This is a genomic window from Kitasatospora sp. NPDC059146 (assembly GCF_042786665.1).
GTDB lineage: Bacteria > Actinomycetota > Actinomycetes > Streptomycetales > Streptomycetaceae > Kitasatospora.
Genome location: NZ_JBHZCY010000001.1, coordinates 166,887 through 192,306, shown reverse-complemented (window position 1 = coordinate 192,306; position 25,420 = coordinate 166,887). Strand labels below are relative to the sequence as shown.

Annotated in this window: 30 protein-coding genes; 17 read left to right on the top strand and 13 right to left on the bottom strand. The window is 73.2% G+C overall.

Annotated elements, in window-relative coordinates; translation table 11 throughout:
• Window positions 1-91: 91 nt before the first annotated feature.
• A complete protein-coding gene (locus tag ACFXPX_RS00940; RefSeq protein WP_380638949.1) occupies window positions 92-724 on the bottom strand; it encodes a hypothetical protein in 633 nt (210 codons plus the stop codon).
• Window positions 725-840: 116 nt separating this feature from the next.
• On the opposite strand from ACFXPX_RS00940, the gene ACFXPX_RS00935 reads away from it, so the two are divergent.
• From ACFXPX_RS00935 to ACFXPX_RS00925, 3 genes are all read left to right on the top strand, one after another.
• Window positions 841-1,218 carry a PadR family transcriptional regulator gene (locus ACFXPX_RS00935; RefSeq protein WP_375888681.1) on the top strand — a complete coding sequence of 126 codons (378 nt, stop codon included), beginning with the start codon at window positions 841-843 and terminating at the stop codon, window positions 1,216-1,218.
• A complete protein-coding gene (locus ACFXPX_RS00930; RefSeq protein WP_380526325.1) occupies window positions 1,215-2,174 on the top strand; it encodes a hypothetical protein in 960 nt (319 codons plus the stop codon). Before ACFXPX_RS00935 ends, ACFXPX_RS00930 begins: the two co-directional genes overlap by 4 nt.
• Window positions 2,175-2,297: 123 nt before the next feature.
• Window positions 2,298-2,984 carry a copper homeostasis protein CutC gene (locus ACFXPX_RS00925; RefSeq protein WP_375888678.1) on the top strand — a complete coding sequence of 229 codons (687 nt, stop codon included), beginning with the start codon at window positions 2,298-2,300 and terminating at the stop codon, window positions 2,982-2,984.
• A gap of 62 nt (window positions 2,985-3,046) precedes the next feature.
• On the opposite strand, the gene ACFXPX_RS00920 is transcribed toward ACFXPX_RS00925, so the two are convergent.
• The gene (locus tag ACFXPX_RS00920) at window positions 3,047-5,104 is read right to left on the bottom strand and encodes a HelD family protein (RefSeq protein WP_380638947.1); all 2,058 of its coding nucleotides are present in this window, start codon (window positions 5,102-5,104) and stop codon (window positions 3,047-3,049) included.
• 301 nt (window positions 5,105-5,405) lie between these two features.
• On the opposite strand from ACFXPX_RS00920, the gene ACFXPX_RS00915 reads away from it, so the two are divergent.
• A complete protein-coding gene (locus ACFXPX_RS00915; protein ID WP_375888673.1) occupies window positions 5,406-5,567 on the top strand; it encodes a hypothetical protein in 162 nt (53 codons plus the stop codon).
• Window positions 5,568-5,573: 6 nt separating this feature from the next.
• Here the strand turns inward: ACFXPX_RS00915 and ACFXPX_RS00910 are convergent, their stop codons facing one another.
• Both ACFXPX_RS00910 and ACFXPX_RS00905 read right to left on the bottom strand, forming a co-directional pair.
• Window positions 5,574-7,211: a DNA repair helicase XPB gene (locus ACFXPX_RS00910; RefSeq protein WP_380638945.1), complete on the bottom strand. Its 1,638-nt coding sequence runs from the start codon at window positions 7,209-7,211 to the stop codon at window positions 5,574-5,576.
• A 91-nt stretch (window positions 7,212-7,302) separates the two neighbouring features.
• Window positions 7,303-7,704, bottom strand: a complete 402-nt coding sequence (locus tag ACFXPX_RS00905; RefSeq protein ID WP_375888670.1) for a hypothetical protein — start codon at window positions 7,702-7,704, stop codon at window positions 7,303-7,305.
• Window positions 7,705-7,812: 108 nt separating this feature from the next.
• On the opposite strand from ACFXPX_RS00905, the gene ACFXPX_RS00900 reads away from it, so the two are divergent.
• Window positions 7,813-8,064, top strand: coding sequence for a hypothetical protein (locus ACFXPX_RS00900; protein ID WP_375888668.1), 252 nt, complete (start codon window positions 7,813-7,815; stop codon window positions 8,062-8,064).
• 33 nt (window positions 8,065-8,097) lie between these two features.
• Here ACFXPX_RS00900 and ACFXPX_RS00895 read toward each other — a convergent pair whose 3' ends face one another.
• Window positions 8,098-10,599: a helicase C-terminal domain-containing protein gene (locus ACFXPX_RS00895; RefSeq protein WP_380638944.1), complete on the bottom strand. Its 2,502-nt coding sequence runs from the start codon at window positions 10,597-10,599 to the stop codon at window positions 8,098-8,100.
• Between the two features lie 231 nt (window positions 10,600-10,830).
• Here ACFXPX_RS00895 and ACFXPX_RS00890 point away from each other — a divergent pair, with 231 nt between their 5' ends.
• A complete protein-coding gene (locus ACFXPX_RS00890; protein WP_380638942.1) occupies window positions 10,831-11,709 on the top strand; it encodes a hypothetical protein in 879 nt (292 codons plus the stop codon).
• Window positions 11,710-11,785: 76 nt separating this feature from the next.
• Here ACFXPX_RS00890 and ACFXPX_RS00885 read toward each other — a convergent pair whose 3' ends face one another.
• The gene (locus ACFXPX_RS00885) at window positions 11,786-12,412 is read right to left on the bottom strand and encodes a TetR/AcrR family transcriptional regulator (RefSeq protein WP_375888658.1); all 627 of its coding nucleotides are present in this window, start codon (window positions 12,410-12,412) and stop codon (window positions 11,786-11,788) included.
• 110 nt (window positions 12,413-12,522) lie between these two features.
• On the opposite strand from ACFXPX_RS00885, the gene ACFXPX_RS00880 reads away from it, so the two are divergent.
• Window positions 12,523-13,200, top strand: a complete 678-nt coding sequence (locus ACFXPX_RS00880) for a hypothetical protein (RefSeq protein ID WP_375888656.1) — start codon at window positions 12,523-12,525, stop codon at window positions 13,198-13,200.
• Between the two features lie 88 nt (window positions 13,201-13,288).
• Window positions 13,289-13,792, top strand: a complete 504-nt coding sequence (locus ACFXPX_RS00875; protein WP_380638940.1) for a hypothetical protein — start codon at window positions 13,289-13,291, stop codon at window positions 13,790-13,792.
• Here the strand turns inward: ACFXPX_RS00875 and ACFXPX_RS00870 are convergent.
• Entirely contained in the window at window positions 13,785-14,657 is an 873-nt protein-coding gene (locus ACFXPX_RS00870; RefSeq protein WP_380526313.1) for an alpha/beta fold hydrolase, read from the bottom strand. The genes ACFXPX_RS00875 and ACFXPX_RS00870 overlap by 8 nt on opposite strands.
• A gap of 66 nt (window positions 14,658-14,723) precedes the next feature.
• Here ACFXPX_RS00870 and ACFXPX_RS00865 point away from each other — a divergent pair, with 66 nt between their 5' ends.
• The gene (locus ACFXPX_RS00865) at window positions 14,724-15,326 is read left to right on the top strand and encodes a TetR/AcrR family transcriptional regulator (protein WP_380526311.1); all 603 of its coding nucleotides are present in this window, start codon (window positions 14,724-14,726) and stop codon (window positions 15,324-15,326) included.
• A gap of 124 nt (window positions 15,327-15,450) precedes the next feature.
• Complete coding sequence (locus ACFXPX_RS00860) at window positions 15,451-16,518, top strand: fatty acid desaturase family protein (protein WP_380526309.1); 1,068 nt, start codon at window positions 15,451-15,453, stop codon at window positions 16,516-16,518.
• Between the two features lie 86 nt (window positions 16,519-16,604).
• On the opposite strand, the gene ACFXPX_RS00855 is transcribed toward ACFXPX_RS00860, so the two are convergent.
• Together ACFXPX_RS00855 and ACFXPX_RS00850 are read right to left on the bottom strand one after the other, a co-directional pair.
• The gene (locus tag ACFXPX_RS00855; RefSeq protein WP_380593368.1) at window positions 16,605-17,060 is read right to left on the bottom strand and encodes a hypothetical protein; all 456 of its coding nucleotides are present in this window, start codon (window positions 17,058-17,060) and stop codon (window positions 16,605-16,607) included.
• A 210-nt stretch (window positions 17,061-17,270) separates the two neighbouring features.
• The gene (locus tag ACFXPX_RS00850) at window positions 17,271-17,978 is read right to left on the bottom strand and encodes a carbon-nitrogen hydrolase family protein (protein WP_380593369.1); all 708 of its coding nucleotides are present in this window, start codon (window positions 17,976-17,978) and stop codon (window positions 17,271-17,273) included.
• A 226-nt stretch (window positions 17,979-18,204) separates the two neighbouring features.
• Here ACFXPX_RS00850 and ACFXPX_RS00845 point away from each other — a divergent pair, with 226 nt between their 5' ends.
• Both ACFXPX_RS00845 and ACFXPX_RS00840 read left to right on the top strand, forming a co-directional pair.
• Window positions 18,205-18,687, top strand: a complete 483-nt coding sequence (locus ACFXPX_RS00845; protein ID WP_380593370.1) for a hypothetical protein — start codon at window positions 18,205-18,207, stop codon at window positions 18,685-18,687.
• 14 nt (window positions 18,688-18,701) lie between these two features.
• Window positions 18,702-20,042: a VanZ family protein gene (locus tag ACFXPX_RS00840; RefSeq protein ID WP_380638938.1), complete on the top strand. Its 1,341-nt coding sequence runs from the start codon at window positions 18,702-18,704 to the stop codon at window positions 20,040-20,042.
• A gap of 3 nt (window positions 20,043-20,045) precedes the next feature.
• Here ACFXPX_RS00840 and ACFXPX_RS00835 read toward each other — a convergent pair whose 3' ends face one another.
• Both ACFXPX_RS00835 and ACFXPX_RS00830 read right to left on the bottom strand, forming a co-directional pair.
• Window positions 20,046-20,237: a DUF397 domain-containing protein gene (locus tag ACFXPX_RS00835; RefSeq protein ID WP_380638936.1), complete on the bottom strand. Its 192-nt coding sequence runs from the start codon at window positions 20,235-20,237 to the stop codon at window positions 20,046-20,048.
• Entirely contained in the window at window positions 20,230-21,291 is a 1,062-nt protein-coding gene (locus ACFXPX_RS00830; protein WP_380638934.1) for a helix-turn-helix domain-containing protein, read from the bottom strand. The genes ACFXPX_RS00835 and ACFXPX_RS00830 overlap by 8 nt, the downstream gene beginning before the upstream one ends.
• Before the next feature lie 53 nt (window positions 21,292-21,344).
• On the opposite strand from ACFXPX_RS00830, the gene ACFXPX_RS00825 reads away from it, so the two are divergent.
• Window positions 21,345-21,710, top strand: coding sequence for an ATP-binding protein (locus tag ACFXPX_RS00825; RefSeq protein ID WP_375888620.1), 366 nt, complete (start codon window positions 21,345-21,347; stop codon window positions 21,708-21,710).
• 11 nt (window positions 21,711-21,721) lie between these two features.
• The gene (locus tag ACFXPX_RS00820; protein ID WP_380638932.1) at window positions 21,722-21,973 is read left to right on the top strand and encodes a hypothetical protein; all 252 of its coding nucleotides are present in this window, start codon (window positions 21,722-21,724) and stop codon (window positions 21,971-21,973) included.
• Window positions 21,974-22,150: 177 nt separating this feature from the next.
• Here ACFXPX_RS00820 and ACFXPX_RS00815 read toward each other — a convergent pair whose 3' ends face one another.
• Entirely contained in the window at window positions 22,151-22,519 is a 369-nt protein-coding gene (locus ACFXPX_RS00815) for a nuclear transport factor 2 family protein (RefSeq protein WP_380593375.1), read from the bottom strand.
• Between the two features lie 70 nt (window positions 22,520-22,589).
• On the opposite strand from ACFXPX_RS00815, the gene ACFXPX_RS00810 reads away from it, so the two are divergent.
• Window positions 22,590-23,465, top strand: a complete 876-nt coding sequence (locus ACFXPX_RS00810) for a LysR family transcriptional regulator (protein WP_380638930.1) — start codon at window positions 22,590-22,592, stop codon at window positions 23,463-23,465.
• Between the two features lie 25 nt (window positions 23,466-23,490).
• The gene (locus ACFXPX_RS00805) at window positions 23,491-23,946 is read left to right on the top strand and encodes a nuclear transport factor 2 family protein (RefSeq protein ID WP_380638928.1); all 456 of its coding nucleotides are present in this window, start codon (window positions 23,491-23,493) and stop codon (window positions 23,944-23,946) included.
• A gap of 29 nt (window positions 23,947-23,975) precedes the next feature.
• On the opposite strand, the gene ACFXPX_RS00800 is transcribed toward ACFXPX_RS00805, so the two are convergent.
• Window positions 23,976-24,563, bottom strand: coding sequence for a TIGR03086 family metal-binding protein (locus tag ACFXPX_RS00800; protein ID WP_380638926.1), 588 nt, complete (start codon window positions 24,561-24,563; stop codon window positions 23,976-23,978).
• Between the two features lie 64 nt (window positions 24,564-24,627).
• Between ACFXPX_RS00800 and ACFXPX_RS00795 the strand changes: the two genes are divergently transcribed.
• Window positions 24,628-25,419, top strand: a complete 792-nt coding sequence (locus ACFXPX_RS00795) for a DUF6597 domain-containing transcriptional factor (protein ID WP_380526285.1) — start codon at window positions 24,628-24,630, stop codon at window positions 25,417-25,419.
• The last annotated feature ends 1 nt before the right edge of the window (window position 25,420 follow it).

The window sequence follows — 25,420 nt, the reverse complement described above, 5'->3', positions numbered from 1 at the left end:
CAACACCTCCTGGCCACCTGGAACGGCACATGCCCGACCTGCCAGCGACCACTGCCCAGACCAAGACCAGCCCCGACCTAACAAAGCACTACTAGTCCTCCAGGCGCTGGAGTTCGGTGGTGAGGTTGGTGCGGGCCGGTTCGGCGAGGCGCCGGTGGGCGTCGGGGGTGCGGTAGAGGGCCGGGAGCGCCAGCAGGTGGCGCAGGACGGCGGCGCGGCCGGTGCGGAAGTCCGGCTCGGGGACGAAGGCGTACTCCTCCCGGACGGCGGCCGCGTACGCCGCGTAGGCCTCGGGGGTGCCGCCGAGGACGGCGAGGTCCGCGTCGCAGAGCACCTCGCCGTCGCGGTCGCCGGGGGCCGGGGCGTGGCCGACGGTGAGCAGGACCAGCCGTTCGACCTCGGCGACGCGCTCGGCGGGCAGGCCGGCGGCGGTCAGCGCGCGGACGGCGAGGGCGGCGCTGCGCTCCTCGTTCTCGGTGCGGTCGGGGCGGTACACGGCGTCGTGGAACCAGGCGGCGAGCCGGACGGTGTCGGGGTCGGCCGCGTGCCCGGCGAGCGCGTCGACGTGGCGCAGGACGGCGCGCAGGTGCTCGGCGGTGTGGTACCGGCGGCGCGGGTCCGACCAGCGGCGCAGCAGTTCGCGGCCGTACGGCTCGGGGTCGTCGGTGGCGCCGCAGCGGTGCAGCAGGGCGGTCCAGGCGGTGAGCAGGTCCTCGGTCGGCATGGGGCACATTGTGGCGGGTCTGGTCGGGGCGAGGCGGGTCGGACCGGGTCGGATCGGGTCGGATCGGCACGGGCCGGCGCTGGACCTATAGGTAGGTTGACGATATATGTAGTCGTATGACAGAACGCTCCATGCAGGAGCCCACGCTGCTGCTGCTCACCGCCCTGGCCGACCAGCCCAGACACGGCTACGCGCTGATCCAGGAGGTCGCCGCCATCTCGGACGGCCGGGTCAAGATGCGTACCGGCACCCTGTACGGCGCCCTCGACCGGCTGCTGGGCCAGGGCCTGATCGAGGTCGCCGCCGAAGAGGTGGTGGACGGCCGGGCCCGGCGCAGCTACGCGCTGACCGCGGCCGGCCGGGACGCGCTGGCCGCCGAGGCCGGGCGGTTGCGGGCCGTGGCCACCGAGGCGGAGCGGCGGCTGACCAGGATCCGGTCGATGCTGCCGGGCAGGGCCGGGGAACGGCCCGCGACGGGGGGAGGACTCTCATGACCATGCCGGTGATCGGCCCCGCGCCCTCGGCGGTGCTGCGGGCCGCGCTGCGGCTCTACCCGGCGCGCTACCGGCACGAGCGCGGCGAGGAACTGGCCGAGGTGTTCGCCGACACGACGGCGGCGGGCGGCCGGGTGGCCCTGGCCCGGGAGGTGCTCGGCCTGGCGGTGTACGGGCTGCGGGTGCGGCTGGGGCTGACCGGCGGGTCGGCGGCCGGACGGCTGCTCGCGCTGGTAGCGCCGATGATCGCCGGTGCGGCGGTCGGGGCCACCATGGTGCCCTGGGCCGCCCACCTGGAGCGGACCACCAGGTGGCTCGCCTGGGACGACTCCTTCGGCAACCACGTCCGGGCGTTCGCCCCGCCGGCGGCCGCGCTGCTGCTCGGGGTGGCGGCCCTGCTGGGGCGGTGGACGGCCGTCCGGGTCACCGCGCTGCTGCTGGGCGCCATCGGGCTGTACGACCTGGGCCGGGCCGTCTGGGAGCCGGGCGGCCTCGACGTCTGGTGGGTCGGCTACATCGGGATGGCCACGCTGCCGTTCGTGGTGGCCGCTCTGCTGCTGGCCGTCGCGCCGACCGACCTGCTGCCCCGGCCGAACCTGCGGACCGCCGCTCTGGTGCTGGCCTCGGCGGTCGTCGGCGGGGTGCTGGAGGTGGTCCAGGACTGGGACGACACCAGCTTCCGGCTGGACCTCCAGTGGTTCGTGGTGCTGCTGCTCGCCCCGACCCTGCTGACCTTCGCGGGGCTGCGCGGGCGGATGGGGCCGGCCGCGGTGGGGCTGGCGGTGCTGGTGCTGACCGGGCCCGGCAGCCTGTTCAACATCTGGCGGGAGGCCCGCGGGGTCTCGCACCTGTTGCCGGTGGCGGTGCCGGTGCTGGCCGTGCTGGTCCTGGTGGCGCTGGCGGAGCGGCGGTTCGGTCGGCAGGAGTCCTTCGGGATGGTGCCGGGACGGGTGTGACCGGCTCCACCACTGGCCTGTCGCGTCCCCGCCCCCCGGCGTGACCGCACCCCCGCTCCCGGCGTGACCGGAACGGGGGTGCGGGTCTCGCCGGGGGCGGGGGGATGTGGCAGGCTGTCTGATATGTCTAGACCAATTTTCGAAGTCATCGCGCTGACGCCCCAGGACGCCCAGGCAGCCGAGTCCGGCGGCGCCGACCGGCTCGAACTGGTCACCGACATGGCCGCCGACGGACTCACCCCCTCCGTCGAGGACTTCGCCCGGATCCGGGCCGCCGTCGACCTCCCGCTGCGCGTCATGCTCCGGATCCGGGACGGCTTCGCCCCCGGCGACCTCGACGAGCTGTGCGCCCGGGCCGCCGCGCTGCGGGCCGAGGGCGCCGAGGAGTTCGTGCTCGGCTTCCTGGACGCCGGGGGCGCCGTCGACCTGGCCGCCACCACGGCCGTCGCCGAGGCGATCGCCGGCTGCCGCTGGACCTTCCACCGGGCGATCGACCACAGCGCCGACCGGGCCGCGCTGCGCGCCGCCGTCGGGGCCCTGCCCGGGCTGGACACCTTCCTCACCTCCGGCGCGGCCGCCGGGGTGGACGCCGGCCGGGAGGTGCTGTCCGCCGAGCTGGCCCGGGCGGGCGAGCCCGGGTACGCCCAGCGGATCCTGATCGGCGGCGGCCTGCGGGCCGAGCACGTCGAGGGGCTGCGGGCGGAGGGCTTCGACGCCTTCCACGTCGGCGGCGCGGTGCGGGCCGACGGCTGGCTGACGCCGGTCGACGCGGCCAAGGTCGCCGAGTGGCGGGCGATGATCGACGCCTGAACCAGGCGCCCGACCCTGTCGGAGGGGCCGGTCCCGGTGCCGGGACCGGCCCCTTCCGCGCGTTACCCGAGCTGCTCCGGCAGCGGCTCGGCGTGCAGCACCGTCAGGCCGGAGACGGCACGGGTGAGCGCCACGTACAGCCGGCGCAGGCCGGTCCGCTCGTCCGGCTCGCCGGCCACCACCGCGGCCGGTTCGTCCAGCACCACGTAGTCGTACTCCAGACCCTTGGCCAGTGAGGCGGGGACGAGGGTCAGCCGGCTCTCGGCGCTGGTCTCGGTGCCGGGGGAGAGGTGCGCCAGTCCGGCGGCGGTGAGCAGTTCGGCGAGCCGGGGGATCCGGGCGTCGGCGGCGATCAGGCCGGTCGAGCCCTCGTGCTCCAGCGCCTCCCGGCAGGCCGCCAGGACGGCCGCGTCCAGGTCCGGCTCCGCGCCGTCGACCGGGCGGATGTCCAGGGCGCCGGGGGTGTCGCGGACGGAGGTCGCCGGGGCCAGGCCCGGGGCGATCGCGGGCAGCAGCCGGGAGGCGTAGGCGATGACCTCCTCGGGCACCCGGAAGCCCTTGGTCAGCTCCTCCACGTGCGCCTCGGGCTTGCCCAGGTGGTGCAGGGCGTCCGGCCAGCTCGCGGTCGCCCACGGGGTGGTGCCCTGGGCGAGGTCGCCGAGGACGGTCGCCGAGCCGGTGGTGCAGCGGCGGCCGACCGCGCGGTACTGCATGGGGGAGAGGTCCTGGGCCTCGTCCAGCACCACGTGCCCGAGCGAGGGCGTGCGCTGGACGAGGTCCGTCGCCTCGTCGACCAGGACGGCGTCGGCGGGGGTCCAGCGGGCGGTCTTCACCGAGCGGCCGGGCTTGGGCCAGAGCACCGCCCGCTGCTCCTCGGCGGTCAGCACGCCCTCGGCGCACGCGGCCAGGAACTCCGGGTCGGAGAGCAGCCGCAGCACCAGCTTGGCCGGGTCGACGGCCGGCCAGCACTCCTTGACCACGGCCTTGACGGCGGCGTTGCGGGCCACCGCGTCCTGCACCCGGTCGTCCGGGGCCTCGCCGCCCTGCTCCATCTTGAGCAGCACGGTGTGCGCGATGCGCTGCGGCAGGGCGTCCCGGGCGGCGCCGTAGCGGACCTCGCGGGCCTTCAACTCCTCGATGATCCCGATCAGTTCGTGTGCCGGGACACGCCAGCGGCGGGAGCCGCGGACCACCACGCAGGGTTCGGTGGGCAGCGTGATGCCCGCCCGTACGGCCCGGCGGAGCACCTCGGCCATCCGGGCGTCGCCCTTGAGCCGGGCCGCCTCCGGGTCGTCCTCGCCCCGCACCTCGACATGGGCGACCAACTGCTGCACGGTGGCCTGGGCGACCTCCAGCTCGCCGAGGGCCGGCAGGACCTGCTCGATGTAGGAGAGGAAGGCGTTGTTCGGCCCGATCACCAGGGTGCCGGTCCGGGCCAGCCGCTCGCGGTGGGCGTACAGCAGGTAGGCGACGCGGTGCAGGCCGACCGCGGTCTTCCCGGTGCCGGGCGCCCCCTGGACGCAGATGGTGCCCGTGATGTCGGAGCGGACGATCTCGTCCTGCTCGGGCTGGATGGTGGCGACGATGTCGCGCATCGGGCCGACGCGGGGCTTCTCGATCTCGGCCGCGAGCAGGGCGGAGGAGGTCTCCTGCTCGGCGGGGTCGGTGAGGTGCTCGTCCTCGTAGGCGGTGAGCTCGCCGCCGGTGTAGCCGAAGCGGCGGCGGCGCTCGACGTCCATCGGGTCCTTGCGGCTGGCCCGGTAGAACGGCTGGGAGACCGGGGCGCGCCAGTCGATCACCATCGGGTCGCCGTCGGCGTCGTGGACGTGCCGGCGGCCGATGTAGAAGTTCTCGCCCCCGCCGCCCTCGCTGAGTTCCTCGCTGACCGCGTGGAGGTAGTCGAGCCGGCCGAAGAACAGCGGGGTGTCGGAGAGGTCGGCCAGGGCGGCGATCCTGGCCTCGATCTGGTTCTGCAGGATGACGGCGGTGACCCAGGTGCCGGTCACGTCGCGGATGTCGAGGGACTGGACGTCCTCGCGCATCGCCCGCAGCGCGGACCGGGACGAGGCCAGGTGGTCGCGCTCGCGCTGGAGCGGGTCGGTGGTGGGGGTGGCGGGCACAGCGAACCTTCCCGGCTGCCCCGGAGGCGGGCGCAGCGGATCGATGGAGCTCACGGTGGGGTACAGCCGACCGGTTGCCGTGCGGTCGGCACCTCCCCCGGCTGCCGGCGGAAAACGCGCCAGGTACCACGGTTCGGGAGGGGGCAGACGGACGATCTTAGACCCGTGCGCCTCGGGGTTCCAGCCCCGCAGGTCTCAGGGGGTGCCGGGGGTCCCGTACACCCGCAGGAGGACGTCCGTCCTGGTGGGTACGGCCTTCGGAGTGATGCCCTGGGCCGTCCGGGTGCCTACCGTTGGAGACATGAGCACCGAGAACCGCAACCCCCGTACGGGCCCGGCCGGCGCGACCGCCGTCCAGGGCCGCCACCGCAACCCGCTGAGCACCGCCGTGCGCAACGTCGGGATCGCGCTGGACACCGCCGCGCGCGTGATCTTCCTCGGGCGCGACGGTGTCCGGTACTGAGGCCCGCTAGAGGACGTCGTCCGCGTCGATGATGCGGTAGGCGTAGCCCTGCTCGGCCAGGAAGCGCTGCCGGTGGGCGGCGAAGTCCTGGTCCACGGTGTCCCGGGCGACCACCGAGTAGAAGTGCGCCGAGTGCCCGTCCGCCTTGGGGCGCAGCACCCGGCCGAGGCGCTGGGCCTCCTCCTGGCGGGAGCCGAAGGTCCCGGAGACCTGGATGGCCACCGTGGCCTCGGGCAGGTCGATCGAGAAGTTCGCGACCTTGGAGACGACCAGGACGCCGATCTCCTTGTTCCGGAAGGCGTCGAAGAGCTTCTCGCGCTGGGCGTTGCTGGTCTCGCCCTTGATCACGGGCGCGTCCAGGGCCTCGCCGAGCTCGTCCAGCTGGTCGATGTACTGGCCGATGATCAGCGTCTGGTCCTTCTCGTGCTTCTTGACCAGGGCCTCCACCACCCGCCGCTTGGTCGCCGTGGTGGCGCAGAAGCGGTAGCGCTCCTCCGGCTCGGCGGTCGCGTAGGCGAGCCGCTCGGAGTCGGTCAGGGTGACCCGCACCTCGCAGCAGTCGGCGGGCGCGATGTAGCCCTGGGCCTCGATCTCCTTCCACGGGGCGTCGAAGCGCTTCGGGCCGATCAGGCTGAACACGTCGCCCTCGCGGCCGTCCTCGCGCACCAGGGTGGCGGTCAGGCCGAGCCGGCGGCGGGCCTGGAGGTCGGCGGTGAACTTGAACACCGGCGCGGGCAGCAGGTGCACCTCGTCGTAGACCACCAGGCCCCAGTTGCGGGCGTCGAACAGCTCCAGGTGGGCGTAGACGCCCTTCCGCTTGGTCGTCATCACCTGGTAGGTGGCGATGGTGACCGGGCGGATCTCCTTCCGGGTGCCGCTGTACTCGCCGATCTCGTCCTCGGTGAGCGAGGTGCGCTTGACCAGCTCGTGCTTCCACTGGCGGGCCGAGACGGTGTTGGTGACCAGGATCAGCGTGGTCGACTTGGCGTGGGCCATGGCGGCGGCGCCGACCAGCGTCTTGCCGGCGCCGCAGGGCAGCACCACGACGCCGGAGCCGCCGTGCCAGAAGCCCTCGACGGCCTGGGACTGGTACGGGCGCAGCTGCCAGCCGTTCTCGTCCAGGTCGATCGGGTGCGCCTCGCCGTCCACGTAGCCGGCGAAGTCCTCGGCGGGCCAGCCGAGTTTGAGCAGCACCTGCTTGATCTGGCCGCGTTCGGAGGGGTGCACCACCACGGTGTCGGGGTCGACCCGGGCGCCGACCAGCGGGACGATCTTCTTGGAGCGCAGCACCTCCTCCAGGACCGGGCGGTCGGTGGTGGTCAGCACCAGCCCGTGGGTGGGGTGCTTGGACAGCTGGAGCCGGCCGTAGCGGCCCATGGTGTCCGCCACGTCGACCAGCAGGGCGTGCGGCACCGGGTAGCGGGAGTACTTCACCAGGGCGTCGACGACCTGCTCGGCGTCGTGCCCGGCGGCCCGGGCGTTCCACAGCCCGAGCGGGGTCACCCGGTACGTGTGCACGTGCTCGGGCGCCCGCTCCAGCTCGGCGAACGGGGCGATGGCGCGGCGGCAGTCGGCGGCCTTGGGGTGGTCGATCTCCAGGAGGAGAGTCTTGTCGCTCTGGACGATGAGCGGTCCGTCGTTCACGCGGGGGAGCCCTCCACTGGCTGACAGGCTGACTGACTGGGTCTGACGCAGACCCTCCAGTGTCGCTCATTTCGCGCGGAACGTGGGCGGGCTACTTCCATTCGTAGAGCACGGCCCGGCCCGCGCCGGTGGGCTCGTTGTCGAACTCGAACAGGCCGACCAGGTCGTTGAGGCGCAGGAAGGCGTCGGCGGCGCTCTCGAAGTAGATGCTGCCGCGCCAGCTGACGGCCCCGCCCTGGGTGAAGTGGCCGATGCCGCTGCCGTGCCAGCTGTAGGTCTCGCCCTTGTCGGTCATGCCGACGCCCTGGCCCTCGCCGAACAGCGAGCCGTCGGGCCGCAGCTCGGACTCGTAGGTGACGAACTCCCGGACGGAGTGGCCGAGCACCTGGCCGACGCCGGTCATCGACACCTCCAGTGCGGGCCCGCCGACCGTGGCCAGCACCCGTCGGCCGCTCTCCGTGGTGGTCAACTCCGCGATCCGGTCACCGAGCATGGTGGGTGCCTCCTTGTCGAGAACCCCCTGTTCCCGGAGTACGCCCGTGGGCGCGGCCCGTCAACTGCTCCGAGTGACCACGGTGCGTGCTCGCTCGTTGAGCCGGGCATGAAGAACTCGAAGCGCGTTCTCACCGCCCTGGCCCTGATGGGCACGGCCTTCGCCGCCACCGCCTCCTCGGCCGGCTCCGCCCACGCCCTCGCGGGTATCGGGGAGGGGCCCGGCGGGCTGCTGGCCGCCCCCGGATTCCTGATCGCCGACCAGGTCGGCGGCGGCTCGCTGCCGGTCGGCCAGGGCCAGATCGGCAGCCTGGCGGACCAGGCCGTCAAGCAGAAGATGAAGGAGTCGCAGGGGCACTGACGCCCCTTCACCTCCCGTCCTGCTCGTCCCTCGCTACTCGTCCAGTTCCGCGACGCCGGTGATCCGGTGCAGGGCGAAGGTGCGGAGTTCGTCGGCGTGGTGGTCGAAGGCGGTGACGAAGCCGCCCTCGACCTTCACCGGGTCGATGATCCGCTGGCTGGCGATGCCCTCGGCGTTGAGGTAGCCGATCCACATCCGCTCGCCGAGCAGGACGGCGGTCTGGAGGGTGGCGAGGGTCTCGGCGGCGGCGGTGCGGGGGAGTTGGCGCGGGTCGGGGGTCGGCTCGCGGCGGCTGGCGGTGGCGGCGCGGTCGCCGGCCCGGACGGCCTTGATCGCGGCGGCGAGCAGGGTGTCGTCGGGGGTCGGCGGCCCGTCGGGGACGGGCGTGGGGGCGCTGCGGGGCGGGGTGCGGTGGCTGTCCGGCCGGGTGATCAGGACGTCGCCCTCGGCGGATTCGGCGGCCGGGGCGTAGCCCATGGTGCGCAGGGCGGCGAGCAGGACGTCCGGGGCGGCCTGGGCGGCGAGCACGGTGGGGGCGAGCAGGCGCAGCCGCAGGTCGGCGGCGCGGCGGTCGGCGAGCACCTCGTTCAGCAGGGCCGGGTCGTCGCAGCGCAGGTACGAGGAGGCCGCGCCGACCCGCAGGATGCCGTGCCGCCGGGCGACGTCGTCGATCAGGTAGGCGAGCGGCTGGGGGACGGGCGTACGGCTGTGCTGGGCCAGGAAGGCCTGGAGGTCGGCGGCGGTGCGGCCGGCGTCGAGGGCGCGGCGTACGGAGGTCGGGGTGAAGCGGTAGACGGTGGCGCCGCCCTTGGACTCGATGTCGGCGCAGAGCGCGAGCGCCTGGGCGAGCGGGGTGAGCAGCGGGCCGGGGGCGATCGCGGTGAGGTCCGGCTGGAGGATCACGTGGTCCAGCGGCCGCGGGAGCAGCGGGGCGAGCACCTCGGCCGGGTCGGACTCGGCGGTGAGCAGGGCGCGGGCGGGGGCGCCGAGGGCGCCGCGGCCGGTGATGCCGAGCAGTTCGGCCTCGGCGAGGGTCCAGGTGGTGAGGTCGTCGCGCAGCTCGTGGCCGTCCGGGCCGGTGGGGCCGCCGCGCAGCGGGCGCTGCCAGCGCAGGGTGGGCAGCAGTTCCGCGGCGGTGGCCGGGGTGCCGGGCGGGAGTTCGGCGAGCAGGGCGAGGGCGGCCCGGCGTACGGACGGGGCGAGGGTGCGGTCGAGTTCGGGGCCGAGGGCGGCGCGCGGCTTGCCCTTGCCGTCCTGGGTGCCGGTGAGGGCGGGGACGCGGGTGGCGGTGAGCCAGGCGCCGGCCAGGACGGACCAGCGTTCGGCGGTGTCCAGTTGCAGCCAGCCGTCGTAGGCCGGGGTCGGCGCCCAGCATTCGTCGGCCTCGCCGTCGGGGGCCAGCAGCCCGGCGGTGTAGGCGAGTTCGAGCCAGAAGGCGGCCTGCTGCTCGGTGGCTTCCAGGGTCTGGGCGGCGCGCTTGAGGTCGCGTACGCCGAGGCCGCCGGCCCGCAGGGTGGGCGGCGGGGTGAGGCCCCAGGTGTCGAGGAGTTCCTCGACGGTCTTGACGGCGGTGTGCGCCTGGCCGGCGGCGGCGTTGTCCACGGTCTGTGGATCGCGCGGGGGCGCGGCGGGCGCGGGCTCGGGCTGGAGCGGTTCGACGGTGCGGTGGGTGCGGCCGCCGCGCAGGTGCAGGGCCAGTTCGCGGGGCAGCACCACGCTGCCCGGGCTGGTGGGCAGCAGCAGGCCGCGGGCCAGCAGCCATTCGACCGGGCTCTGCGCGTCCTCGGCGGTGACCGGGCGGGTGGCGTCCGGGACGGTGCCGGTGGGCGGTCCCCAGACCAGCCGGTCCAGCAGCCGCAGGGCCGGCTCGGGGGCGGTGTCCAGCAGGGCGGTGCAGCGGGCGCGGTCGGTGAGCAGGGCGGCCAGGGCCGCGACCGCGGTGACCGGGTCCGGGGTGGCGGGCTGCCCGGCGGAGGCGAGCAGTTGTTGCAGCCGGGCCGGGGACATGCCGGTGGTGGCGTCGGCGAGGGTCGGGCCGAGGCCGGTGCGGCCGGGGTTGGCGGCGGTCGGGGCGAGCGCCTCGCGGACGGCGAGCACCAGCCGCAGGCCGTTGTCGGGGCCCCAGAGCAGCGCCCGGTCGCGCAGGACGGCGACGGCGCGGGGGAGCGCGGCGGCGACGGCGGCGCGGTCGGCCGGGGTGAGCGGGGTGGCGCCCGGGTGCGGCTTGACCTTGGCCGGGCCGGTCAGCAGGGTGCGGACGGTGGCCAGGGAGGTGCCGTCCGGGGCGGTCGCCAGGGCCTCGGCGACCTGGAGGGTGAACCGGTCGAGCCGCTCCAGGGCGCGCAGCGCCGAGGCGCGCGAGGACAGCCGGGCGGAGAGCTGGGTGAGGTCGCCGGGGACGGGGTTCAGCAGGTCGGGGCGGGACCGGAGCAGGGCGGCGAGCGCGTCGTCCGGGCGGGCGCGCAGTTCCTCGGCGAGGGTGCGGGGGCCGGCGGGCGTCCTGCTCTGGCGTTGAGGGCCCTGCTGTGTGGTCATTCGACCTAGGTTAGTCGGGCGCGCCGACGGTGGGGTGTGCTCCTGCGGCGGGCCGGGTGGCCGGCCGGGGTCGGTGCGCTCGGGGGCGGCGGCGTGCGCGGCGGTGTGCGCGGCGGGTTCGTGGCGGGACTCGCGTCGGCGGGGCACGGTGGGTAGCGTCACCGCCGAGGGCGGTTCGGTGGGCGGTCGCCGCTGTTCGGCGGACGGCGTGGGCGAGGCGGGGTGTCGGTGATGACGGACGGCGAGTGGTGGCGCAAGAGCGGGCCGTGGAGCGAGCGGTCGGGGTCGTCGGGTGCGGCCGTGCCGTCGACGCCCGCCGCGCCGTCGACGCCTCCCCCGGCTGCTCCGCCGGCCGGTGCGTCCGAGGGGCCGGCGGCGGAGGACAGTGTGTACGGGCCCTCGGTCGTGTCCGGGTACACCGGGACGGGCGCCATCCCGAACGTGTCGCTGGACCTGCCGGGCGTCTCCTCGCCCGAGGCCGGTGCGGAGTCGATCCCGCCGCCGACGGTGCAGAGTTCGAGCCCGTGGACGATGACGATGCTCGACTTCTCGGACGCGCCGCGGCCGGTGCCGAAGCCGATCCCCGAGCAGCGCGCGGAGGAGGCGGCGCAGGACGCGGCGCAGGCCGGGGGACCGGCCGGACAGGCCGGTGGGCGGCCGGTGCGCCTGTCGAAGCGGCAGCGGAAGGCACAGGCGAAGGCCGTGCAGGCGACGGCCGCGAAGGCCGCCGCGGCCCAGGGGGCCCGCAGGCCGTCCCCGCTGATCCTGTTGTCCTGCGGGCTGTTGGTCGGCGGTGCGGTGTCCGGATTCTTCCCGGCCATGCTGGCGGGCTGGGGGCTCGGCTACCTGTCCCGCCAACTCTCCGATCTGACGCGTAAGTTCGTGATCCTGGGGATTCCGCTGGTGACGATGAGCGCGACCGCGCTGTTCGCGATGCGAACGGCGAAGCAGGGGGCGGGCGGTGGCGGCGGCGGGGCGCAGACCGGTTCCCCGCTGGGGCAGTTCAGCTGGTCGATGGCTCCGGGCGTGTTGCGCACCGCGGCGGTGCTGACGGCGGTGGTGCTGTTGCTGCTGAGCATGCGCCGCCGGCCGCCGCAGCAGCAGGGCTGAGCCCTCGGGCCGTCCCCGTCCCCGTGCCCGTGCCCGTGCCCGCCCCCGCCCCCGGGCCCGGGGGCGGCCCGGCGGTTCAGCAGAGCGCCGTGAAGCCCGTGCAGAGCAGGCGGATGCTGCGGACGTACTTCTCGTCCTGGCCGATGCGCGGGATCAGGTCGCCCATGACCAGCGGGAACCGTTCGCACAGGTCGGCGTAGAGCTCGGCGGTGACGGTCGGCGGGGCGGCGGGCTGGTTCTGCTCCTGGAGCACGAAGCCGGTGACGTGGCTGAGCAGGGTGTCGGCGGCGGTGCCGCAGTGCTCGGCGGGCAGGCCGGCGTCGAGGAGGGTGCGCAGCAGGCGTTCCATCAGGGAGAGGCCGCCGGTGCTGAGCACGCCGGGGCTCTCGGCGAGGAGTTGGGCGCCGCCGGCGTGCTGTTTGATCTCGTGGCGCAGGGTGGTGGCCTGGGCCTCGACGCGGTCCTGCCAGCGGGCGTCGGGCGGGAGGGCGGCGAGGGCGGCGGTGCCCGCGTCGTAGGCGCGGCGGCTGATCCGGTCGGCCATCAGGGCGAGCAGTTCGTCCTTGCCGCGCACGTGGTAGTAGAGGCTGCCGGCGTGGGCGTCGAGGCGTTCGGCGACCTGGCGCATGGACAGGTTCTGGTAGCCGACCTCGGCGAACACGGCCATGCCGGCATCGACGATGCGCTCCTTGGTGAGCTTCATGCGGTTCACCGTACCTCGTTTTCCAACACTGTTCGAAAACTGTGCTAGCTTGGCCCCATCAGGTTTTCGAACGGCGTTGGAAAACGTCGGAACCGGGGGGAGGGCCAGTCATGGACGCCATCGTCTTCAACGTGACCACGGCTGCGCTGATGGTCATGATGGTCAACTGCGGGCTCGGCGTGGTCGGCCGCGACACCCTGCGCGGACGGCCGCTCCCGTGGGCGGCGATCGCCCTGACCGCCGTCGCCGTCGGCGGGGTGCTGCTCCAGCTGGTGTGGTCCGGCGCCATGGACGCGCTGGACGCGGATCCGGCCCGGTCCGGCTGGTGGCGCGAGTACACCTCGGTGTTCATGCAGAACGGCGGCCTCTTCGGCGGCCTGTGGAACCTCGTCACCCTGGCCGCCGTCGCCGCGCTCGCCCAGTGGTACTGGGGCGGCACGCTCACCCTCGGCTTCTTCCTGGCCGGCATCCTGCTGCCCGGCCGGATCGACACCCTGCTCGGCATCGGCGGCGGCCCCAGCACCGACCCCCGCAACTTCGCGGGCAGCTCCGGCGCCACCTACTTCCTCGGCGCCACCCTGGCCCTCGCCTTCCTCACCCGCACCCGGCTCCCCAAGGAGCTCGCCCTGGCCGCCGGCGTCCCGGTGCTCGGCCTGGCGATGTGGTTCGCCCAGGAGAACGGCCACGGGCTGGTGTCGGTCTACGGCTTCGTGCTCGCCGGGGCGGTCTGGGCGGTCCGGCGGCAGGTGGTGGCGCGGCGCGGGGCGGCGGACCGGGCGGCGGCCTGACAGTAGCGCGGCCCCCGGGCCCGTCGCCCAACTCCCTTGCGGGGTACGGTGACGGGCCCGATCCCGTTCCGCGACCCGGAGGTGCCCGGTGGCCCGTCTGTACGTCCGTTCCGACCTCGACCCGAGCGACCGGGAGGCGCACGTCGCCGTCCTGGTCGTCGACCCCGACGGCACCCCGGGCGAACGGGCGCTGGACCGGCTCGGCTCGTACTGCTACGAGGGCGACCGGGCCTTCTTCCTGCTGGCGACGGACGGTTGGGCCGAGCAGACCCGGGACGGCGACCGGTTGACGGTGTCGATCGCCGTCTACCCGTACGCCCTGGTGCAGGTGCGCGTCGACCCGTTCGACTTCCCGCTCCGTTCGGCCCTCGATCCGGAGGCCGCCGTGGTCCTCACCGCCGAGGTGACCGTCCCGGGCCTGCCGGCCCGGCTCTCCGAGGCCACCGCCGTGTTCACCGGGGCGGCCGACGTGCCCCTGGAGGTGCTGCTGGCCTCCGAGGAGGACTGGCCGATGGTCCTCGCGCCCGGGCCGGCCGAGGACGAGGACGACGAGGCGGACGGGGCGTACGAGGGCGCCAGGGCGGTCAACTGACCTGCGAGGCGGCCATGGTGAGGATCCCGTCGAGGACGGCCGCCGGGTCGTCCGTGGTCAGCGAGTGCCCGGCGCCGGGCACGATCCGGACCCGGGCGGCCGGGGCGAGCCGGTGCAGCCGCTCGGCGACGGCCCGGGTGTCGTGCAGGGCGCTGCGCTCGCCGAGCAGGAAGAGCGCGGGCACGTCGAGGCGGGCCAGTTCGGCGTCGTCGAGGGTGGTGGCCAGCGGCAGGCGGCGGCGGAAGCCGGTCGAGGCGCGCATCAGGGTCATCAACTCGGCCTCCAGGATGGCGCTGTTGCCGACCGCCCGGGCCAGGCGGGGGCGGAGCGCGCGCGGGGCCAGGGCGGCGAGGCCGCCGAGGATCACCCAGGTGTAGAAGCGGCGGCCGACGTCGGCCAGGCCGGCCGGGTCGACCAGGGTGAGGGTGGCGGTCCGGCCGGGGTGGCGGAGCTGGTGGTGGAGGGCGATCCAGCCGCCGTAGGAGCAGCCGACCAGGTGGGCGGTGGGGACGTCGAGCGCGGCGAGGAGGTCCTCCAGCCAGTCGGCGGCGTCGTGGCCGTCCCTGATCGGGGTGGTCTGCACGCTGGCGCCCGGTTCGCCGACGGTGTCCACGGCGATGACGGGGTGCCGCTGGGCGAGGCGTTCGACGTACGCGTGCCACATCAGCGCGTTGCCGCCGGAGCCGGGGAGCAGGACGACCGGCTGTCCGTGGGCGGGGCCGGCGCGCAGGACGCGGGTGGCGCCGAAGGCGGTGGGCACGGTCGTCGCGGTGCGCTGCCCGGGCCAGAGGCGGGTCAGGGCGTGCTCGTAGGCGGTGCGGAAGCGGGCTTCGGCCTTGCCGTTCGTGAACTCGCTGATTCGCATGGTACATGTGTATCACATGCATGATACGTGTGTACCAATGTGCACCGGGACAAGGGAGGCCGAACCGTGGCCGAGAAGGTCGACCATGAGGAACGCCGACGGCAGATCGCCGAGGCCCTGCTGCGCATCGCCGACACCGAGGGCCTCCAGTCGGCCAGCATGCGGGCGGTCGCGACCGAGGCCGGCGTCTCGCTCCGGCTCGTCCAGTACTACTTCACGACCAAGCAGGGCCTGCTGCTGGACGCCCTGGCCCGGCTCGGCACCCAGCTCCAGGCCCGCATGGAGCGCTGGATCGGCGAGGCCCGCGCCCCGCGCGAGGTGGTGACCGCGATCCTCTCCTGCATCCTGCCGACCGACGCCGAGAGCCGCCGGATCACCCGGACGTACGCGGCGTACTACACGCTGGTGCTGGGCGACCCCGAGGTGCTGGAGCAGCGGGCCGCGCAGCCGCCCGTCGTCCTGGAGGGCTTCCTGGTCAAGCAGTTGCGCGCCGCCCAGGCGGCCGGAACGATCGCACCCGGGCGGGACGTCGGGATGGCCGCCGCCGGGCTGCTGGCGATGGTCAACGGGCTGGGGGCGAGCGTCCTCGGCGGCCAGCGCACCGGCGAGCAGGCGCTGGCCGTCCTCACCCACCACCTGGACGAGCTGTTCCTGGCACCGCTCGGCTAGCGTCCCCGCTGCCCTCGGTGCCGCTCCGGCCTGCTGACACCCCTCCGGCTGCGGGGGTTAACACCCGTACGGGAAGGGTGCTTTCCCCGTTCTGCGGCCGTGTCCGGCGCACCAGACTCGGGGCATGCCCACACAGCCCGTGACGATGACCAAGGCCGCGCCGGCTCCGGCGGCCGCCGCCCCGCAGCCGGAGGGCGGCGGCAGCGACTTCGCCCAGCTGAGCCGCCGGATCGCCGCCGAGGGCCTGCTGGACCGCCGTCCCGGCTACTACGCGGCCCGCATCGGGCTGGTGCTCTTCGCGTTCGTCGACGGCTGGTGCGCCCTGTACGCGATCGGCGACACCTGGTGGCAGCTCCTCCTGGCCGCCGTGATGGCCGTGGTCTTCGCCCAGGTCGCCCTGCTCTCGCACGACCTGGCGCACCGCCAGGTGTTCACCCGGCGGGCGCCCAGCGAGATCGGCGGCCGGATCGCCGCCAACCTGCTGATGGGTATGAGCTACGGCTGGTGGATGAACAAGCACACCCGCCACCACGCCAACCCCAACCACGAGGAGCGCGACCCGGACGTCTCGCCCGACCTCGTCGTCTGGTCCCAGCGGCAGGCCCGGCAGGCGAGCGGACTGGCCCGCTTCATCGGCCGCCGGCAGGCGTACCTGTTCTTCCCGCTGCTCCTGCTGGAGGGCCTCAACCTCAGCTTCAACAGCTTCCGGGCGCTGCGCGGCCCCGCGGTGAAGCGGCCGGTGCTGGAGGGCGTCCTGCTGGTCGTCCACTTCGCGGCCTACTTCGGCCTGGTCTTCGGCGCGCTGCCGTTCGGCAAGGCCGTGGCCTTCGTCGCCGTGCACCAGGCGCTGTTCGGCGTCTACCTGGGCTGCGTCTTCGCGCCGAACCACAAGGGCATGCTGATGGTGACGCCCGGGATGCGGCTCGACTTCCTGCGCCGCCAGGTGCTCACCTCGCGCAACGTCCGCGGCGGCCCGATCCTCGACGCGCTGATGGGCGGCCTCAACTACCAGGTGGAGCACCACCTGTTCCCCAGCATGCCGACCCCCGCGCTCGGGCGGGCCGCCCGGATCACCCGGGAGTTCTGCGCCGAGAAGGACATCCCGTACTACGAGGTCGGCCTGCTCCGCTCGTACCGGGAGATCCTCACCCACCTGCACCGGACCGGAGAGCCGATCCGTTCCGGGAGTTGAGGGACCGCCGGGGCCGCCGGGGCCGCCGGGGCCGGTACGGCGGGGATGCGCAGGAAGTCGGCGGGGCCGACTTCCTGCGCCGTGGGTTACTCCCGGCCGTTCCGGCCCGGGAGGGCACCGGGGCCGGGCGGAAGCTGGGGCGGCAGGCCGTCCCCGCCCGCGGTGAGGGTGTCCGGCATGGTGGCCGCGGTGCAGAAGCCGTACACGTACAGGTCGAACGGCTGCGAGCTGTTGTTCCGCCCGCCGGCCATCCACCCCCGGGGGCCGTGGTTCCACCAAGGCGTGCTGACGGTCATGGTGAAGTCGCCGGGGCCGGCACTCGACTGGACGCCGCCGCTGATGGCCATCTCACCGGCCGGGCACTGCCTGCTCAGCACCGTGGCCTCCTCTCCCGGCTGGAGGGTGAGGTAGTTCCCCACCGCGTGGAGCAGGAGCGGCTCGTCGGCGATCCGGGCGGGGCCGGCCTGCTCCGCGAAGGCGATGTCGGAGCCGACGGCGAGCGCCGCCAGGACCGACACGGCGATGACACGACTGCGTTTCACGAGGACCTCCCGTACGACCGATGCGTCGCGAGGCTCCATCACCGTTCCGCGGGCCTTCCACCGCCCCGTTCACCCGGAGGCCGCAAGAGGCAACGATTCTCCGCCGCCTCTTCGAGTGAGGTCAGGCGGCCCCCACCGGATGGCCGGGGTCGTCCAGCCACACCGCCTGGCCGTCCGGCGAGACGGTGAGCCCGGCGGGGGCCGTCTCCGCTACGGGATGTCGGCGACGGCGACCGTCGGCGTGTGGTCGTCGGCCTCGGCGAGGGGGGTGCCGTCGGGGGACCAGAGGGCGGCGCCGCCGCAGCCGGTCCAGGGGCCGGAGGGGCCGACGTGGTTGGCGAGGACGACGTGCATGCCGGTCTGCCGGGCGATGCCCGGGTAGACGGTGGCGCGTTCGTGGATGCCGCCGCCGGTGCCGTAGAGGGAGCTGGCGAGGTGGACGTCGCAGCCGTCGGTGCCGCCCCGGCCGGTGAGGTCGGGGAAGTGGTTGTCGAAGCAGGTGGCGAGGGCGAAGCGGAGGCCGCCGAGTTGGAAGCGGCCGTCCTGGTCGCCCGCGGTGAAGGTGCCCTGTTCGTTCTCGTAGAGGTGCTGCTTGAGGTAGGTGGTGATCAGTGTGCCGTCGGGCCCGTAGACGTAGGTGCCGATGGCGGGTCGGGGTCCGTCGGTGGGGACGGCGCAGTTGAGGACGACGGCGATGCCGGTGGCCCGGAGCGGGGCGAGGCGGGGGTCGTCCGGGGTGACCCAGAGGGTGGGGTCGGCGGCGAGGGCTTCGAGTTCGTAGCCGGTGAGGGAGAGTTCGGGGAAGACGATCAGTTCGGCGCCCTGGGCGCGGGCCTGCTCGGCGAGGGCGACGAGTTGCCGGACGTTGGCGGGGATGTCGGCGGGGGCGCAGGTCAGTTGGGCGGCAGCGATCTTCATGACGTTCAGCATCGCAGGAAGTCGGCCTGGGCGACTTCCTGTTTTCGGTGCCCCCGAAGCACTCCCGGGGGCACCTTCGGAGGGGCCTCCGGGAGTGCTTCGGGGGCCGGGGAGTGCCTCTCGACGTGACTAGATCAAATGTTCCTCAGATGAGCTCACGAACCGTCGAACCGCGACCCTAGAGTCGGTTCGCACACCCTCTGGTTCACAATTCCGATGGAGCATCATGACGTTGATACGCCTGGCAGCCCTCGCGGCATCCCTGCTGGTCGCCCCGGTCGCGGGCGCCACCACCGCCCAGGCCGTTCCGGCCGACCCGACCCCGCCCCTGAGACAGGTCTCGGTCGAGATCGACGACAGCGCCGCGCCCGTCGCGGCCGGGACGGTCTCCGCCTTCGCGGACACGAAGCTCAGCAGCGGGGTGCTGAGCTTCTGGGCGCAGAGAGGTAGCCAGGCGGGCGGCAGCTACTACTCGATGAACGCCGGGATCTCGTACAAGAAGGACAAGGGCGGCAAGATCAACGCCCGGTTCTTCTACGAGGAGGGCGGCAACAAGCACTGGGACCAGGGGGCGTTCGAGCAGAAGGCCGGCGAGACCAAGAGTTACGGCTGGGGCGGCGCCGCGCTGCCCGCGAACTGCAGCGCGGTCGGCGGCATGGAGGTCACGGGCCAGGGCACCTTCCTGACCCCGCCGGAGCACCCCTGCTGAGGGGCGTCCGGTGAGTGAGTGAGCAGGTCGGTGGGCGCTCGGGGGCGTCCACCGGCCCGCTGCGTTGTCCGAGAGAAGTGCTGCCGGAAGAGCCGATGATCGAAGCGAGTCTGTCCGCCGTTCCCGCCCTGCTGCCCGTGTTCGGGGTGGTGGCGTTGTTGTTCTGTTCCGTCGCCGTGTGGCTGGCCCGTCGGAAGGGGGCGCCGGTGGTGCCGGCCGGGCTGCTGGGGGTGTGCCTGGCGGGGGAACTGGCGGTGACCCTCACTCCGACGACCGGGGGAGCGTCGTCGCGGCCCAGCTGTTCGGTCGGGCCGGAGGCGTGGGGGGAGGCGCTGTCCGAGCAGGGGGTGCTGAACGTCGGGCTGTACGTTCCGGTGGCATGTCTCGGGGTGCTGGTGTTCCGGCGGCCGGTGACGGTGCTGGCGGGCTGCGGGGTGCTGTCCGCGGTGACCGAGCTGAGCCAGACCCTGCTCGGGACGGGGCGGGCGTGTGACGCGGCGGACTTCGTCGACAACTTGGCGGGCGCGGTGCTGGGGGTGCTGCTCGGGGTCGCTTGGGTGCTGGTGCGGCGACGGGGGCTGCCGGAGCCGGTGCGGGACGTCCGGAACGGGGTGGTGCTGGGCGCGGTGGGGTCGGTGGCCGTGGGGCTGGCGCTGTATGTCGCCGTTCCGGTCTACCGGAATCCTGCGGGCTTCGTCCGGTCGGAGACGGAGGACATCGTGACGGTGACGGAGGACGCGAAGCGGTTGTTCGGGGCGGAGGTGAAGGTGCTGACCACCTCGTCGGGCGCCGCTGTGCTGAGCGTCGGCACGGACCGGGGCACCTTCGAGCTCGAACAGCCCGGCGGGAAGCTGATCACTTTCGTTGCCGCGGACCATGCCGTGGACGGCGGAAGCCTTACGGAGGAACAGGTGCGGAGCGTCGGGCGTGTGTTCGCGGAGGCCTGGTTCGCCGACCAGATCGTGGGCGCGGAGCAGACGGCTTCTTCGATCGGCTCCAACGGCGATGCCCGCGTGATCAGTTACCGGCGGCGGAACGGCGACGGCGTGCTGATGCCGATGCGGCTGGACATCACGGTGTCGACGTCGGGCCGCATCATGGCAGCGACGGCGAGGCGGGTCGCTGATCCTGAACTCCTTCACGTCACCGTGACGGTGGAGGCCGCGAAGAAGGCGGGGACTGCCGCACGGCCCGGGACGCGGGCCGATACGGCGTTCCTGTTGGCGAAGGAGGTCGGGGGGAAGTGGCGGCCCTGCTGGGCGGTGAACCTGGTGAGGGAGGGTGAGGCGAAGGCTGCGGGCTTGGTGGCCTTCGTTGATGCGGTCTCCGGGCAGGTCGTCGCACAGCAGGGCTGAGGGTTAGGCGTGGTGGTCGAACTCGCCGGCCCTGATGCCGTGGAGGAGGGAGGAGAGGGTGTCGGGGGTGGTGCGGAGGATGGTGCCGCCCTCATCGGACTCACGGAGTTCGATCAGGCCGTCTGTGGCACGAACTTCGACGCACTCATTGCCTGAGGCGCTGTAACTGGACTTCTGCCACTCCGAGCTAGGCATAGGTGGATTTCATTTCCTTCATGATGGATCGGATGAAGTCGCACGATTGTTCCTCGGAGAGGGCAGTGGCGTCCAAGCTGGAGAAGATGGTTCGGTACTTGGCCAGATTGGCAGGCGAGTCGAAGAACAGTGTGCCGGGGGCTACGTCCATCTGGACCGTGTCCAGCTCGGGCACTGGCCCCGCGACGTAGGTCAGGTTCTCACCAGTACCTGGGAAGGTGGCAACGTCGAACGGAACGATCCGAATGGAGAGTCCCGGCCGCTCTGAGTCATCCAGCAGTGCGGCGAGTTGATCAATGAGCACCAGAGGTCCTCCGAACTGCATGCGAAGCGCAGCTTCGTGGATGAATGCTCGGACTGGAGTTGCCTGGATGACTTCCTGGCGCCTGAGCCGGAACCTTGTCCTGGTCTCGACATCCTGTGGAGGCAGCGGCGGTACGAGGCGAGCAAACATCGCAGAGGCGTAGGACTTGGTCTGGAGCAGACCGGGCAGGTAGACGGTATTGCAGAAGGAGATCAGCTCGGCATGACCCTCAAGCTCTGCTACCTCAAGGAAGTCGATGGTCAGGGCAGTTCGGTACTCTTCCCACCATCCCTTCCCGCGCTCTGAGGCCATGCTCGCCATTGCGTCGATCAACGGCTGATTGGTGCACATGCACACAGCGGCGATGGTCCGCAGCCGCTCGACACTGATCCCGCTCTTTCCGCTCTCCATCTGAGTGATCTGCGCGGGCTGGATGCCGAGTTCGCGCGCCAGCTGGCTGCCGCCGAGGCCGGCCTGCTCTCGAATCCTCCGCAACTCGGTCCCCAGGCGTCGCTGGCGAAGGGTTGGGTTCGATCGAAGGGCCATGACGTCCTCTCTGCGGGTGATGAGATCAGTCTGCCGCAGGGCTCCTGGGCGAGGCAGCCACGTTAGAGGGAACTTTCCTGCGGCGGTCTCAAATTTGCCACCTGCTGCGCTATCGTCGTTCTCACTTCGATCCGACGGATCGTCAGTAACGCTTGCCAGCAAGCGCCGCAGAGCAGCCATGCCCATCTGCCTGGCCTGGCTCACGGCGACGTGTGTCCGCCGGATTCCCCCTCTCAACCACGCCCGGGAGAACTCCCATGCGTCACCTCAACACGCCCTCGCTCGCCCTCGGCCGCCAGTCCCTCCAGGACGCCATGGTCCGCCTCGGCTGGCCCGCCACCACCATCTTCGAGGCCGAACTCTGCCTCCACGAACTCCTCGTGAACGCCTGGCACCACGGCAAGACCCCCGCCCCCGTCGTCCAGATCCTCGCGATGACCCGCAACACCCTCCGGGTCTCCGTCTCCGACGAGAGCCCGCTCTTCCCCGACCTCCACGCCCCCTCCGTCCTCGCCGAGTCCGGGCGCGGGCTCCAGCTGGTCGAGGGCCTCACCACCCGCTGGGGCGTCGACCCCCGCGAGCACGGCAAGGTCGTCTGGTTCGAGCTGGACGGTGCCCAGTGAGCCGCCACCCCATGCAGCCGACCGATCCCCGGATCCGCGCTTTCACGGACGCCCACATCCGTACGCTCCTCGCCGAACTCGACGAGCGCGGGCGCAAGTTCGGCCTGATCTTCCCCTCGGTCGCCACCGACCGCACCCTCGACGGCCGCGTCCTGGTCTGCTTCAACACGGCCCCGGCGTCGACCCTGCTGAACCTCCTCACCCTCCTCCTCGACGCCGACCGCGACCGAGAGCGCGAGCGGAACACCCCGTGCGGTTCCTGATCGCCGCCGCCTTCGCGACGCTCCTCGCCCTCGCGATCGCCACGGTCGCCCTGGGCGTCGTCACCGCCCTCCGGGCGGCTCCGCCGGAGCCCGACGAGGAGGCCTGAGCGCGAACAGCCGAAGAGGGCCGCCACCGCCCCCGGCGATCACGGCCCCCTGCTGTTCTGCCCGCCCTGCTCAGGCCTTCTTCTCGAACCCCGCGATCAGTTCGCGCGGGTCGAAGGTGACCCGGATCCGCGCGATCTTCCCGTCCTCCACGTGCATCCAGTTCGCCGTCGGTGCCGGCGGCGCGATGCTGGTGTTCAGCTCGAACCAGGTGATGACCTCGTCGCCCTCCGCCACCCGCACCTTCACGTCGATCTTCTCCAGCGCCTGACCGAGCCCCCGCAGCCCGCCCAGCGCCTGGTCGATCCCGGCCGCCTTGCCGAGCGGGCCCACGAAGTCGACGTCCTCGGCCAGCAGGCCCCGGAGGGTGTCGAAGTCGCCTGCCTCCCAGGCGGTGAAGTAGGTCTCGGCCAGCTCTCGCGCGTTCTTCGTCGTCGTCATGCCTCCATCCTTCCGCTACCTCATCCATTCGTCCAACAGATAGATCCGATGCCAGTTATCATCATCAGTTATGGAGATACACCAGCTGCGCTACTTCGCCGCCGTCGTCGACGAGGGTTCCTTCACGGCCGCCGCCGCCCGCCTGCACGTCAGCCAGTCCGGAGTGAGCACCCAAGTGGCCAAGCTGGAGAAGGAGTTGGGTCAGACCCTGCTCGACCGCAGCGGCCGCCGGGTCCACCTCACCCCGGTCGGCGAGGCCATCCTCCCGCTCGCCAAGAACGCGCTGGCCACCCTGGACGCCATCCAGCACACCGCCGCCGAGTTCGCCGACGCCGTACGCGGCCGGGTCCGGCTCGGCATGATCATGGGCTGCTCGATCCCGCCGTTCCTGGACACCGTGGCCGACCTCGGCCGCACCCACCCCGGTATCGAGCTGAGCCTCCACGAGGGGCACTCCGACCTGCTCCAGTCCCAGGTCCTGGCGGGCGCCCTCGACCTGGCCCTGATCGGCTACGCGGGCGAGGTGGCCCCCGGCCTGGAGGTCGGGGTGGTGGTCGACGACCCGATCGCCGCCGTCGTTCCCGTCGGCCACCCCCTCGACCGTCCGGGGCTGACCCTCGCCGACCTGCGCGGCGAGAAGATCCTCTGCCTCTCCCCGGGCACCGGGCTCCGCGCCGCCTACGACCGCTCCTGCGCCCAGCTCGGCCTCGACCCGCGCGTGGACATCGAGGCCAGCTCCCCGGCGGCGGTGCTCCGCCTGGCCGAGCGCGGCGCCGGGGTGGCCGTGCTCAGCGCCTCCGCCGTGGAGGGCGTCGGCCTGCGGGCCGTCCCGCTGACGGACGCCGCCGCGAACGCCCGCCTCGGCCTGGTCGCCCGCCGCGACCAGCACTCCCCGGCCGTGCGCCTCCTCCACGACAAGCTCACGGCGGCGATGCGGACCGACTGAACTGCCATTCCTGACAAGCGATGTGATGGAGTGGAACTCCGAGCCCGAGCCCGAGGAGGCCGCCGTGTCCCGCACGCCGCAGGAGATCTTCCAGAGCTACGTCTACGCCGGTGCGATGACCCGCAACGCCGACGCCCTCGCCGAGTGCTTCACCGAGGACGGCATCCTGGAGGCACCGCTGATGCCCGCCGGCGCCGCCTTCCCCCGGCGGCTGGTGGGTCGCGAGGAGATCCGCACCGTCATGGCCGCGTACTACGCACGGAGCGAGGCGAAGGCCGACCGCCCGCCGAACGTCGAGAAGTCCGCGTACGTGCTGCACACCACCGCCGACCCGGACGTGTTCATCGCCGAGATCGACACGGTCTTCGACGGGGACGAGGGCGAGGAGGACAGGGCCGTCTCCCTGGTGCAGATCGTCCGCGTCCGGGACGGCAGGATCGCCCGCCTCCGGGACTACTTCGCCCCCGACCTCATGAGCTGAACGGGCCGGCCGGCCCCTTCCATCGCTCGTCAGCCCGTCCACCGCGGGTCACGCCCCGAGGCCGCCAACGCGCGCTCCCACGCCGAGGCGTCCTCGGGCACTGCCACCGGCTCCGCGAACCCGCCGTACTGCCGGAACAGTTCGGCGTTCTCCGCGACGATCCCGCCCACCAGCAGGGCCAGTTCCTCGTCCACCTCGATCGCGCCGCCGACGGCCCGCGCCACGTCCCAGCCGTGCAGCAGCAGCTCCAGGACCAGCATCCGGGCGATCCCCACCGCCGGGAACGGCGAGCCGCCGAGGTCGACGTCCCCCTCCCAGGCCGCCGGGTCGGCCCAGGCCGCCACCGCCCGCTCCAGCTGGGCCGCGTACCCGGCGCGCCAGTCCGGATCCGCCGTGAAGTCCCGCTCGACCAGTGCCGCGGGCAGTTCGAGGCGCCGGGCCCGGTGCTCCAGGCCGTGCGAGGTGTACAGCACCCAGTGGTTGATCAGCGTCCGGGTGTCGAACTCCCCGCAGGGCGTCGGCGCGTCCATCGAGGCCCCGGCCGGGACGCCGGCGGCGACCTCGGAGGCGACGGCGGCGGCACGGGCCAGGAAAGGGTGCAGGGGGTGGGCGTTCATGCCCCGATCGTGCGCCGGGGGGCGCCGCCCGGTCTTGAAGAAACGCGACGACTAGCCTGGCCCCATGGTTGCCCCCGACCCTCCCGACCTCGGGCGCGGCGTGCTCCACCCGGCCCGGGCCGCCGAGCTGATCAGCGTCGAACGGCTCGCCCCCGCGCCCGCCGTGGCGCGCTTCGTGGAGTTCTACTGGGTGGTCCGCTGGGACCTGGCCGGCCGGCCGCCGTACGAGCAGAAGGTGCTCGCCCACCCGAACGTCCACCTGGTCTTCGAGGCCCCGCGGGCCCGCGTCTACGGGGTGGACCGCTCGCTCTTCGTCCGCCGCCTCGAAGGCACCGGGCACGTGCTGGGCGTGAAGTTCCGGCCCGGCGCCTTCCGGCCCTTCGCGGGGCACGCGGTGAGCGCCCTCGCCGACCGGTCCGTCCCCGCCGCCGACTACTTCGGGCCGGGGGCGGACGAGGCCAACGCCCTGGTCCTGGACGGGCCGGGCGCCGCGCGGGCCGACGCCTTCCTGCTGCCGCGCCTGCCCGCGCCCGACCCGGTGGCCGAGGAGGTCGCCGCGATGGTGGAGCGGATCACCGGCTCCCCGGACCTGCGCCGGGTGGACGACCTGGCCCGCGAGCTGGGCCTGAGCGTCCGCCGTCTCCAGCGGCTGTTCGCCGAGTACATCGGCGCCTCCCCGAAGTGGGTGCTGCGCCGCGCCCGGCTCCACGAGGCCGCCGAACGGGCCGCGGCGGAAGGGGCGTTGGACCTGGCGGCGCTCGCCGTCGAACTCGGCTACGCCGACCAGGCCCATCTCACCCGGGACTTCACCGCGGCGGTCGGCACCTCCCCGGCCCGCTACGCGGGTTCGGGCTGAA